Source organism: Salinivibrio sp. SS2 (assembly GCF_001722075.1).
Lineage (GTDB): Bacteria > Pseudomonadota > Gammaproteobacteria > Enterobacterales > Vibrionaceae > Salinivibrio > Salinivibrio proteolyticus.
The window spans coordinates 1-11,502 of record NZ_MEBP01000080.1; the positions used below are offsets into that span (position 1 = coordinate 1).

Sequence of the window (11,502 nt, forward strand, 5' to 3'; positions counted from 1 at the left end):
GCAGCACTGTTAAGCAGATGGCTCGTTAATTCCATATGGCAGACCATGCGAACTTGAGGATAGTCTGACGTCGTTGTTTTATTACCGGTTCGGCTAAAAGCCTTATCGTTGTCGGCCGTATCTGGTGTTCGCCAAACTACGCCATCAACAGCATGTAAAGTGAGTCCGTACCAGTCAGGATGTGGGGTCTTCTCATGCCACAATTGCTGAGTTTGGTTGAACACCGCTTCGACTGGCTTGTGCCCCAACTTCTTACGGGCATGGATAACCGCACTCGGCGCAACAAAGGGTTTCTTGCCCGGTAGCAATATATCTAGCTGAGATACCACCTTACTCATCGATAGATGCCGATAAAGTGACATTCCCACAACGCTCCATACCATCAATTCCATGGGGAGCCTACGCTTACGAATCGTCGCGACGCCTGTGTCCTCAAGACATTGGTGAATGAGTTCAGGGCAAAGGAGATCGGATAGACCATTGAGTTGGTCAGCAGAGAATTGATGTATTCGGTCGAGGGCTTGTCTTAAGAACATAAAAAAATCCGAGTGTGCAGAAACACTCGGATTTTGACACCCTCTCAGGATCGTTCAACCGATCATTTTTTGCTTAACTGATCGGCATTACCGCTTGAGCGGTGGTTTTTGTAGGTTGATACCGACAGATCGGTGTCGTTACCACACGTCTTTATCGATTTGCTTGTCCAGTTTCGGGAACTTAGTACGATCAAACGTTGGCTTCTTACCCGCTCGGCGTTGGTCTTCATAATCTTTCATCAACGCAAACGCAATGCCAGATAGTAGCGCAATCGCCACTAAGTTGATCACCGCCATCATACCCATCGATAAGTCAGCAAAACTCCAGATCAACGGCAAGTCAGTAATTGACCCCACCAATACCATAGAGAGAACCGCGATACGGTACAAAGTGATGGCTTTACGACACTTAAAGATATACTCGATGTTAGATTCACCATACGAGTAGTTCGCAATGATAGACGTAAAGGCGAACAACAAAATTGCAATGGCAATAAAGCCTGCACCCCAGTCACCCACTTGGCTCACCAACGCTTCTTGAGTCAGTGCAATGCCGGTAAGACCACTCTCTGGGTCGAGCATGCCAGACATCAAGATAATCGAGGCGGTTGCAGTACAGATCACAATGGTGTCGACAAACACCCCCAACATTTGAACATAGCCTTGTGCAGCAGGGTGGTTAGGCTTAGTAGTGGCTGTTGCTGCGGCATTGGGTGCGGAACCCATACCGGCTTCGTTTGAGAACAGGCCGCGTTTGATACCTTGCATCATTGCTTGCGCAATAGCATAACCCATTGCACCACCGGCAGCTTGTTCAACGCCCAGTGCACTCTTAACGATCATCGAGATAACGGCAGGAAGCTGCTCGATATTCATCGCAACGACAAACAGTGCCACGGCAAGATATGCAAGTGCCATGAACGGAACGATAAGCTCCGCTACACGTGCCACTGAGCGCATGCCACCAAAAATAACCGGTGCGGTGACCAGTGTAATTGCGATCCCGACAGCGAGTTCATTGACCCCAAATGCCGTATTCATTGCAGCGGCAATTGAGTTGGATTGTACCCCGTTAAAGGCCAAGCCGAATGCAATAATCAGACACACGGCGAAAGCGATACCGAGCCAACGCTGACCAAGACCTTTTTCAATGTAATACGCCGGACCACCACGATAGCTGTTGTCTTTGTGGTTGACTTTATAAGCTTGCGCGAGGGTGGACTCGACAAAGCTGGTGGCCATACCGACCAATGCGGTTAACCACATCCAGAAGATAGCGCCAGGGCCACCTAAGTAAATCGCCACAGCGACACCGGCCATGTTTCCGGTACCCACGCGTGCTGCCAAGCTGGTGCTAAATGCTTGGAAAGAGGAAATGCCGCCTGAGGCGCCATCGCGGCTATTGGCCATGAGTTTGAACATGTGACCAAAGTTACGGAATTGAATAAAGCCGGAACGTACAGTGAAGTACAGACCTAGACCAATCAATAAGTAAATCAGTACGCTTCCCCAAAGGAGGCTGTTACCTGTATCGACTATGGACACAAATAGGTTTTCTAGTAGTTCCATCATAAAACTCTGTTTTTCGTCTGTTGGGAGACGCCTTGAGCTTGAAAAGTCGAGTGTTTGCAAAGGTGACGACAAGCGTCAAGGCCGACAACCACTGTCCATGTGACTTAACTGCAGTCCATGCAGGCGAACAGCTGGTCCCCATCTTGAGGGGCGGTTAGGTTGGTGGCCTAACGTGGAACCAGCGTGGTGTGCAACAGCATTTTGAATCCATGCTCGACTGTTGCCAGAGTGCTCTCACGTTAGTTATGCACCTTGATTGAATGAGTAGGTACACAACGCGGAGCGCACCGGATAATACCGATATTTGTGAGACAAAACACTATGAGAAGGGCGGTTTGATTAAAAATTAACCTGCTCAATATGTTGATTTTGGTGATATTGACTGTAAATAAAATGTAATGCTTTTCATGCTAATTACTTGAACTTACGCGATTTAGTAAAATGCTATGTTGCATAAATTTTCGTTAAAAGCGACTAAAGACGGACTATGTCAGCGCGCGTAAAATTGTGATCAAAAACACGTGGGCTTGATGAAAATGTCGCCACACGAATGAAGTGAGCAAGCCATGCCTGCCTAGTTTTGTGTCGATGCGCTGCCTTTTTTATTGAGCAAGTCCGCTTTAACCATGTCAAGCGCTGACAGTGCAACGTCGACATCAATGTGATGGCTTTCGAGCAAATAAATCAGGTCGACGGCGAGCTTAACGTCATCGGGAGCGTTCTCAAGGCCGCTCGGAGTGTGGGATGCGTCTTTGTTCATGAGGGCTCCTTATTGTTTTTCGGTCACGCGTAACGCGGCACGGATCAATTGTTCATGGAGTGGGACGAGGTTGTCGTGATTATCGTGATAACCGCCACCAATGACTGCCGCGACAGGAATTTGGTTGTGCTTGCAACACGAGAGTACGCCTAGATCGCGTTGATAGATACCGTCTGTTGAGACGTCGAGATAGCCGAGCGCATCGTCCCGATGAATGTCGACTCCGGCGTCATAAATGATCATGTCAGGACGATACTGCGCGATGGCGAGTTCGAGCAAGGGCAAAAATGCGCCGAGATAGTCATCATCACCGGTGCCTTTAGGTAGCGGTAAATCGATTGTCGACGGTGGTTTACGGGAGGGGAAATTCTTCTCACAATGAACTGAAAAGGTGATGATATCAGGGTGATCTGCCGCTAACGCAGCTGTTCCATCGCCATGGTGTACGTCACAATCAACAATTAACACCCTATCTATACCACTGTGAGACAATGCGTGGCGTGCCGCAATCATTAAGTCATTAAATAAGCAGAAACCACTGCCAAAATCGTAGTGAGCGTGGTGGTAACCACCGGTTAGATGAATAGCAAGTCCGGTCTCAAGCGCATGGTCAACGGTCAATGTAGTGCCGCCTAACGAGGTAAGACTACGCGTGATTAAGGCCTCACTCCATGGAAAACCGATTCGACGCATTTTGGCCAGCGGTAGCTCGCCTTTGATTAAGTGACTGATATAGCCGTGGTCATGCACGGGTTCGATCACCCGACGGTCTGCCGCTGTCGGCTGATCGAACGTGACTGGCAAGTTGCATGCGCTGAGACGCTCGTATAGAAGGCGGTACTTCTGAAGGGGATACCTATGACCTTCAGGGAGCGGGAAGTCAGAATAAATAGGATGGTAAATCAGAGGTAACACCCTAAGCTCCTTTGTGCTGATTTGCGCGTATTGGCTAATGCCGTAACAGATTTACTATGATGTTGGATTTACCCCGTGCGCCCCTAGGTATTGCGCTCACGATAACTGATGGTACTTTCAATACGCTCGCGAGCTTGGCGGCAACGGGCTAAGCGTTGCTCTAGGGCTAAAACTTGCTTCTGGTAGTCTTGGCGGACTGCCGGAGTGCTTGCTGCATCGACGCTGGCGTTCGCATCTCTGAGCTTGTCTTCCAAGCGTCGTTCCCAATCTTGGTGTTTGGCGAGCTCTTGGTAAAGTTCACCTATGGATTGGCGTCGACGTCCACGGGTCGCTTGTTCTTGTTTACGTAATGGTAGCGTCGCCAGCTCACGTTGCAGTGCACTGATTTGTGCCAATAAGGTTTCACAAATATGTGTCGCTCTTGCTTCGGTCAATAGCCCTTGCTCGTCGTCGCGTCGCATCACATTAAGCAGCCCTTGCGCTTCGTTTACACAAGGGGTAAGCAGCTTGCCTTGGCACTGAAAAAGCTGAATAGAGAACAAAGGCGCGTTTGCTTCTCCGCGACGTCTATCGACCTCAGCGGCACGCTTGGCCAGTTGGTCGAGTAACTGATGCATTGTTTCGAGCTGGGCTTTCATGATGATTAAATTACCTTAAAACCATGCGTCTAATGCAAGCTTACCCGCGAGCACGACCACGGCCGTGACAAAAATCGGACGGATAAATCGGCTACCAAAGCGAATGGCAGAATGGGCCCCAATAAAAGCGCCTAACATTAAGCAGACACCCATGGTCAGTCCGAGTGCCCAGTTAACATGCCCGAGCAGTGCAAAGGCAACCAAGGAAGTGAAATTACTGGTAAAATTCATTGCCTTGGCAAGTCCCGATGACAGCAAAATGTTCATGCGATACATCGACATGGTCGAGACTGTCCAAAACGCGCCCGTTCCAGGCCCTGCCACCCCATCGTAAAAGCCCAGTGAGAGGCCTTGCCCCCATTGCTTAATGGGGAGCTTCGGGCAGGGCGTGGGCAATTTATGGTTATCGACCTTGGGCTGAGGGTGCCATACCGTATAAACCGCAGCGATCAGCACCACCAAAGGAATCGCCTTTTCAAGCCACTCGGTGCTCAATACGTCGACCAACAAAGTGCCTAACGTGGCACCGATTAAGGTCCCCCAAAAGGCATGCTGCCAGAACCGAGGCGAAAAAAGCCGCTTCTTGTAATAGGTAAAGGCCGCGGTGCTTGACGCAAAAGTGGCGGCAAGTTTATTGGTCCCTAAGGCAATATGTGGCGGCAAGCCTAAGGAAAGCAAGGCGGGGACAGTGAGCATTCCACCACCGCCAGCTACCGCATCAATAAAGCCGGCGACAAACGCCGTAAGCCCTAAAATAATTAGGGTAGAGAGGTCAATCAGTTCAAGCATGTGAATTCTTTCTAGTTATTGTTCGACGACGCGCTTAAAGGGTGGTAGCGAGTCGAGTAATGATTGGCCATATCTGCGGGTGATAATACGCCGGTCAAGAAGCACCACTCTACCAGAGTCTTCCTCTTTGCGCAGTAAACGCCCGACCGATTGCACTAGCTTTTTACTTGCCTCGGGAACCGAAATTTGCAAAAACGGATTGCCACCACATTTTTCAATGTATTCGGCGTGGGCCTCTTCCACCGGTGAGGTGGGCACAGCAAAGGGAATTTTTGTAATAATCAAGTTTGTCAGTAGGTTGCCGGGTAAATCTAGCCCTTCAGAAAAACTGCCGGTCCCAAAAATAATACTGGTTTTCCCGGCGGCAACCGCCTTTTTGTGTTGTTCTAACAGTGCACTGCGTGACAGGGTGCCTTGGCAGAGCAGTTGCCATTGATGACGGCGACAGTGCGGCTCCAAGGTTTTAGCCACTTGATGCATTTGCCAATAGGAGGCGAATAGCACCAGTGATGCGGTTTCGCCTTCCAAATACTCAAGCACTTTGTCGCCAAGCACATCGGTAAACTGTTTTGCTTGTGGCTCACAGGGCATCGCAGGCACTATCAGTCTTGCTTGATTGGCATAGTCAAAGGGGGAGGGTAACGCCAAATAGCGCGTGCCATCGTTTTCGCTTAGACCGACTTGGCGACAAAAATAGCTAAACTGATTGAGTGCGCGCAATGTGGCAGAAAACAGTCCGACGCCAGCTGCCCGTGACCACAGCATTTGATCAAGACGCCAGCCGACTTCTAACGGTGAGACGTGGACCCAGCGGTCATCTTCGCGCTCTTGGCAACGCTGTACCCAGCGCGCGAGAGGTGCACCTTTGTTTGCGTTGGGTTGTGCCATCAGTGACCAGACTTTTTCTAGGTTCTCAAGCCGTTGTAAGAAAAAGGCACTTTCCGCAAGCGCAGGGTCGGCGAGCTTGGCCGATATGTCATTTTCTTTCAGTCGCTCGTTGATCAAATCGTGAATTTTCGCCAAGCTCTGGTTGGCTTTTTTACTCGCCTGCTTCAATTGCTGGCAGGGTTCTACCAAGGCGTCAGGCAGTTCGCCATCAACAAAACGGTAGCAGCCATCCTCATTGAGGGGTAAACCACTAATAATTTGGTTGGTGTCGCGTAAAGTGGGGATCAGCACTTGGATCGCGTCTAATAAGCTATCCACGAAGTGGTTTGCGCGCTTCATATCCGCGGTATTACCGAGCTTAACCGTGGCTTGGTTGAGCTTTTCCAGCCATCCAGTCGCCCCGAGTAAACTGGCATTGGCGGCAGAAAAGTCGCGTGCGACCGTCGGCAAATGGTGGGCTTCATCAATCATATAAAGACATTGCTCTGGCTCGGGCAAGATCACCCCGCCACCTAGCTCGAGATCGGCCAGTAACAGACTGTGATTGACGACCACGACATCCGCTTTGTCCATCGCCTCGCGCGCTTTGGCGAAGGGGCACTGACGATGAGCGTGCAACCCAGCGTGGCAAGTATGTTTGTCCGATACAATGGCTTGCCAGAGATGATCGGCAATCGGCTTGGGCCAGCTATCGCGGTCGCCATCCCACTTTCCTCGGCTGAATGCTGAGTACATGTCATTGAGTAGCCATTGCTCGTTTTGCTTGGGCTTTTGGGTGAACAGCGCGCCTTGGATGCTGTCTGTATCCGCCACCGCACTCAATTTGTGTGCACAGCAATATCGTTGACGCCCTTTTGCCAGAATAAAATCAAACGGTTTTGGGCAGATGCGACGAAAAAATGGAATGTCTTTATTGGCTAACTGCTCTTGCAAAGCCACTGTCGCGGTCGAAATCACCACTTTTTTATTGTTGTTTAGCGCAAAGGGGATGGCCCCCATAAGATAGGCCATCGATTTGCCCACACCCGTACCCGCCTCCGCCACAAATAGCCGGCGCTTGTTGTCGTAATCGCCTGCTAGCGTTTTTGCAAGCTCTGCCACGAGATAGTTTTGTACCTTTCTAGGGACAAAATGGGGAAGTTGCGCTTGTAGGGTTTGATAGCAGGCGCGGATGTCTGATTTTACGGCAGGGCTGAGCATCAATATGTCCGGCTTAAGGGAGAATGGCGCGCAGTATAGCACGACTCAAAAACGTGAAAACGATCCCGAACTGCAAGATTTCTTTACATTAATGAGATCCCAATCACGAATTTATATTGAACCAATTTGCTCTATCTTGCTGTTCTGTTTGTTTTTCGGGAAAGCACCACTTTTAAGCTATTGAATGGTTTTTTATTCTGTTTTTATGTTTTTTTTGTTATATTTTAGTTTTTTGTTCTAATATTGGTTGTGGTTAAATTTCATCAAAATTGATTAATGATTAGCCGTGGAGTGTGATCTCCATTCACGGCGGCTCTCTAAATCTTTGTTTTTCAAGTCTCGTGGGTTATGATCTACGCGATTTCGGGCCAGTTGACAGAACCAAGATTGTTCTGCACGATTAGCCACGAAGTTTCAGTGGATTGGCATTTTGTTCTTTGTAGCATTATGACAGCCACCATATAACAGAGTTCCATAAAGGAACTCATAATGACTAAATAGAAAAGGCAGTGGATTAACCATGAAAAAGACTATTCTAGCAATGGCAGTTCCAGCTCTGCTGGCTGCTGGCTCAGCATCTGCAAGCATCAACCTATATGACGCAGACGGCGTTAAAGTAGACCTATCTGGTGCAGCTGAAGTTCAGTACTTCCAAGATATCGGCAATGACAAAGATGGTATGTGGCGTCTAGATGACGGCGACCTTGCTGTTAATACTGAAGTTGCAGTGTCGCCTGAAATGAGCGTACTGGCTGGTATGTCATTTGAGTTCGAATCCGAGGAAGCTCTTACTGAAAATCCAACAAACGGTAACGTTGAAAATAAAGAGCTGTATGTTGGTTTTAAAAGCGATAGCTTCGGCCAAATTACCTTCGGTCGCCAATATCTGCTGAGTGATGACATCGGCATCACGAAGGACTATGAGCTATCAAAAGTTTCATTTGGCGTTGAAGAAACCAGCCACGGTGACCAAGTTGCTAAATACATTTATGACAACGGTACCCTTTATGGTGGTGTATCAACATATCAGAAGAGCGATGGCGAAGACGACGGTACTGCAGAGCTGTCTGTTGTTGATGCTCGTCTAGGCTACCGCGTAGCTGACTTCGACGTCCGTGGTTACTATTACAAAGCTGACGACGGTAGTGTTAAGATCGGCAATGCCACTACTGCTACTGCAGTAGATGTTACTGGCTATCAGTTCGAAGTTGAGTATGCGGGCATTGAGAACGTGAGCCTAGCAGCTTCATACGGTAACGTACAAGCAGACGCGATTGGTGGTGCAAACGACGTTATTAACACAGACGCCTTCTCGTTAGCAGCTGACTACACCATGGGTAACACTACGTTTGCCGCTGGTTGGGATCGCCAAGATCCTGAGAAAGGTGACAACGTCAATGGTTACTACGCAAACGTAACTTATGCACTGCATAGCAATGCAAAGGTTTATGCTGAAATCGGCGATACTAACGCAGATAATGCTGACCTAGGCTACGTTGCAGGTATGGAAGTTAAGTTCTAATCGAGCTTAACGATACCGCTACAGTATGTAGCACTCGTTTTAAAAAGCCGCCCTCGGGCGGCTTTTTTATTCATGGTTTTGGCGAATCAGTGAGAAAAGAATAATGAAGCAGTTGAAATGGGCTGGGCTAGCGCTGGGGGTTACCCTGTTATCAGGTGTCGCTCAGGCCGCAACGATTACCTCAGCACGGGGTGTCGAGTTTTTAGTGATTGACGGCACCGAAGTGGAATTTGACAGCTGGGCGCCTCAGCAAAGTGTTGAACTAAGCGATGGCACACACCAGTTAGTGATGCGCTATGAAGGGGAAGTGAAGCGCGGCAGTAAAGATGTAGTCTTTACCTCTCGTCCTTATATATTTGAAATAAATGTAGATGGGCGCGATGCGACACTCAATATTGATACCAATCTACGGGTGCATAGTCAGGCAACTAACTATTTTGCTTCAGGCCCACAATGGCAAGCGGAGTTTGAGAGTGGCGAGGTGATGCCGTTGAACGCGACTGAGCTTAAAGGTGACGGCTTTGCTGCATACGCGGATATGGAAGCGTTAGTGGCTGACTATAACCGTGCCAATGGCATTATTTTCGACCAAGGTGAAAGCAAAAACCTCAATGATGTTTTGGTCGAAGTGGATGAGGAAGGCAAAGCATCCATCAAGGGCGATGCGCTCTCACAACTTAAACTTTGGTATACCAAAGCTAGCGATCAAGAACGCAAGTCTTTCCGCCGCTGGATTATTGACCAAGAATAATGTGGCTTCGTTTGACGCAAACGCAAAAAAAAGCCCAGCCAAAGCTGGGCGTTCGTCGCTTAAACAGCGAGAGATAGGCTACAAGCGAAAGTAGACCGACACAGCATCACCGATTTAGTGAGGGTCCGTCGCAACACGACGCTGCGCGGGATCGTGATGGTAATAATTTGATGTACGACATTGAGGACAACGTTGCTCTGCCGCATCGTGCATCAAATCACTGAGCGGTATTTGGCTCTCACAATCGGCGCACAGGCCGTAGATTTCCAAATCCATGGCACACAAAGAGGCGTCCACTTTCTCCAAACGATCGCCGAGGCAACGAATCGCGCCTGGCAGGCTTTGACTTTCTTTAATTAAGTCAGTCACATTGAGATTATCGCATTCCTTTTCCCAATCTTCTCGTAATCGAGTGGTTAAGGTTGCGATCAGCTCCGCTTGCTCGGTTTCGAGCTCACGCCGAAGCTGTGCGAGGGTTTTTGTATCCATGGTCAGTTCGCTTGATTGGCTGAAATGACGTTTATCATGGATCACCCACCCCACTTGTTACCCTGATGTAAATCAAGAATAGCGATAAAACCTTACAAAAGGTCCGTTTTTAGCGCTCGAAAGCTGAGCTATAGTAGCGCTTCACCGTTGTTAAGTTGTTGTGAGTAGAGATAACAAAATGGAACATGATTTTAAAGAGCCGTATAGTCTGAAGTATTTCATTGGATTTTTACTGGTACTCCTTATTCCCACTTTGCCAGCCAGCCTGACTTGGATTGGTATTGTATTTGGTCGTTAATTATCCTGGTGGACCGCGTTCAACGGTTAAATGCGGTATTGTGCTGTACTGGCCGGGTGAGGGTCACTACACTTGTTAATGTGTTTCATTTCACTGTCAGGCCAGAACTTTGCGAGACCACAGCATGCAACACTCACTGCCACCTTCTTCCCCCCGTTGGCGCTGGCTTTGGAATAGCCTTGGTTGGCTGTGGGTCGGTTTAGGCACAGCGGGTATTTTTTTACCGGTGCTACCGACGACGCCGTTTTTACTACTCGCGAGTGGCTGCTTTATGCGTGGTTCGCCTCGTATTGCTAACTGGCTGCATGCACATCCCACCTTTGGGCCTATCTTGACTGATTGGTATCAAAAACGCGCCATTAGCCGTAAGGTAAAAATACGGGCCACCGTGATGATACTGGCCAGTTTCACTTTTTCTATTTATATCGTCAGCTTTGCTTGGCTAAAAATCATGCTGCTAATTTGCTTAATTGTGCTGTTATGCTGGTTTCTCCGTCTGCCTGAGACAGAATCTGTTGCCGCCTCGGCTGAAAATTCATAACATTGCGGTTTGCGTTTTTTTACCGGCGAGTATTGGCCATGAGCAACGACAGCTTGAATGTCATTAAACAAAGCATCAAAACCATTCCTGATTACCCAAAGCCCGGGATCCTTTTTCGCGACGTAACCAGCTTGATGGAAGATCCAATCGCCTATCAGGCAACCATAGATACACTCGCGAACCAGTATCGTGACATGGGGTTCACCAAAATCATCGGTACCGAATCGCGCGGTTTTTTATTTGGTGCCCCGCTGGCACTGGCGATGAGATTGCCGTTCGTCCCGGTACGAAAACCCGGTAAGCTACCCCGTGAAGTTATTAGTGAAAGCTACCAACTTGAATATGGCGAAGACACGCTAGAAATTCATCGTGACGCGATTAGCAGCGGTGATAACGTGCTTGTCATTGATGACTTACTGGCGACCGGTGGTACCATTGAGGCGACAGTAAAACTTGTGCGTCGTCTGGGCGGTGAGGTGAAGCATGCGGGCTTTGTCATCAGCCTACCCGATATTGGTGGTGAGGATAAACTTGCTCAAATGGGTGTTAACGTATTCAGCCTGTGCCAATTTGACGGTCACTAGCCTCTCTCCATACTGGGGC

At 48.8% G+C, this 11,502-nt stretch carries 12 protein-coding genes; 4 read left to right on the forward strand and 8 right to left on the reverse strand.

Going from position 1 to position 11,502, the window contains the following annotated elements; genetic code table 11:
- From BGK46_RS08970 to dinG, 7 genes are all read right to left on the reverse strand, one after another.
- Window positions 1-536 (reverse strand): transposase domain-containing protein (locus BGK46_RS08970; RefSeq protein ID WP_175418647.1); only part of this gene is annotated, 536 nt, incomplete at its 3' end.
- A 138-nt stretch (window positions 537-674) separates the two neighbouring features.
- A complete protein-coding gene (locus tag BGK46_RS08975; protein ID WP_069588701.1) occupies window positions 675-2,105 on the reverse strand; it encodes an alanine/glycine:cation symporter family protein in 1,431 nt (476 codons plus the stop codon).
- A 577-nt stretch (window positions 2,106-2,682) separates the two neighbouring features.
- Entirely contained in the window at window positions 2,683-2,868 is a 186-nt protein-coding gene (locus tag BGK46_RS08980) for a DUF2496 domain-containing protein (protein WP_069588654.1), read from the reverse strand.
- Between the two features lie 9 nt (window positions 2,869-2,877).
- On the reverse strand, window positions 2,878-3,783 hold the full coding sequence (locus tag BGK46_RS08985) for a histone deacetylase family protein (RefSeq protein WP_069588656.1): 906 nt from the start codon (window positions 3,781-3,783) through the stop codon (window positions 2,878-2,880).
- An 83-nt stretch (window positions 3,784-3,866) separates the two neighbouring features.
- Window positions 3,867-4,421, reverse strand: coding sequence for a primosomal replication protein (locus BGK46_RS08990; RefSeq protein WP_069588657.1), 555 nt, complete (start codon window positions 4,419-4,421; stop codon window positions 3,867-3,869).
- 15 nt (window positions 4,422-4,436) lie between these two features.
- Entirely contained in the window at window positions 4,437-5,210 is a 774-nt protein-coding gene (locus BGK46_RS08995; protein WP_069588660.1) for a sulfite exporter TauE/SafE family protein, read from the reverse strand.
- Between the two features lie 15 nt (window positions 5,211-5,225).
- Window positions 5,226-7,298: an ATP-dependent DNA helicase DinG gene (gene dinG / locus BGK46_RS09000; protein WP_069588662.1), complete on the reverse strand. Its 2,073-nt coding sequence runs from the start codon at window positions 7,296-7,298 to the stop codon at window positions 5,226-5,228.
- 520 nt (window positions 7,299-7,818) lie between these two features.
- Between dinG and BGK46_RS09005 the strand changes: the two genes are divergently transcribed.
- Window positions 7,819-8,820, forward strand: coding sequence for a porin (locus tag BGK46_RS09005; protein WP_069588664.1), 1,002 nt, complete (start codon window positions 7,819-7,821; stop codon window positions 8,818-8,820).
- Window positions 8,821-8,923: 103 nt separating this feature from the next.
- Window positions 8,924-9,571, forward strand: coding sequence for a YccT family protein (locus BGK46_RS09010; RefSeq protein WP_069588666.1), 648 nt, complete (start codon window positions 8,924-8,926; stop codon window positions 9,569-9,571).
- Between the two features lie 114 nt (window positions 9,572-9,685).
- Here BGK46_RS09010 and BGK46_RS09015 read toward each other — a convergent pair whose 3' ends face one another.
- Window positions 9,686-10,060 carry a hypothetical protein gene (locus BGK46_RS09015; protein WP_069588702.1) on the reverse strand — a complete coding sequence of 125 codons (375 nt, stop codon included), beginning with the start codon at window positions 10,058-10,060 and terminating at the stop codon, window positions 9,686-9,688.
- 422 nt (window positions 10,061-10,482) lie between these two features.
- On the opposite strand from BGK46_RS09015, the gene BGK46_RS09020 reads away from it, so the two are divergent.
- Entirely contained in the window at window positions 10,483-10,899 is a 417-nt protein-coding gene (locus BGK46_RS09020; protein ID WP_069588668.1) for a YbaN family protein, read from the forward strand.
- Window positions 10,900-10,937: 38 nt separating this feature from the next.
- Complete coding sequence (gene apt / locus BGK46_RS09025) at window positions 10,938-11,483, forward strand: adenine phosphoribosyltransferase (RefSeq protein WP_069588670.1); 546 nt, start codon at window positions 10,938-10,940, stop codon at window positions 11,481-11,483.
- Window positions 11,484-11,502: the final 19 nt, after the last annotated feature.

Coding starts and splice junctions, on each gene's coding strand:
- BGK46_RS08995 (WP_069588660.1), bottom strand. CDS start 5,210: ATGCTTGAACTGATTGACCTCTCTACCCTAATTATTTTAGGGCTTACG.
- BGK46_RS09020 (WP_069588668.1), top strand. CDS start 10,483: ATGCAACACTCACTGCCACCTTCTTCCCCCCGTTGGCGCTGGCTTTGG.
- BGK46_RS09005 (WP_069588664.1), top strand. CDS start 7,819: ATGAAAAAGACTATTCTAGCAATGGCAGTTCCAGCTCTGCTGGCTGCT.
- dinG (WP_069588662.1), bottom strand. CDS start 7,298: ATGCTCAGCCCTGCCGTAAAATCAGACATCCGCGCCTGCTATCAAACC.
- BGK46_RS09010 (WP_069588666.1), top strand. CDS start 8,924: ATGAAGCAGTTGAAATGGGCTGGGCTAGCGCTGGGGGTTACCCTGTTA.
- apt (WP_069588670.1), top strand. CDS start 10,938: ATGAGCAACGACAGCTTGAATGTCATTAAACAAAGCATCAAAACCATT.
- BGK46_RS08975 (WP_069588701.1), bottom strand. CDS start 2,105: ATGGAACTACTAGAAAACCTATTTGTGTCCATAGTCGATACAGGTAAC.
- BGK46_RS08980 (WP_069588654.1), bottom strand. CDS start 2,868: ATGAACAAAGACGCATCCCACACTCCGAGCGGCCTTGAGAACGCTCCC.
- BGK46_RS09015 (WP_069588702.1), bottom strand. CDS start 10,060: ATGGATACAAAAACCCTCGCACAGCTTCGGCGTGAGCTCGAAACCGAG.
- BGK46_RS08990 (WP_069588657.1), bottom strand. CDS start 4,421: ATGAAAGCCCAGCTCGAAACAATGCATCAGTTACTCGACCAACTGGCC.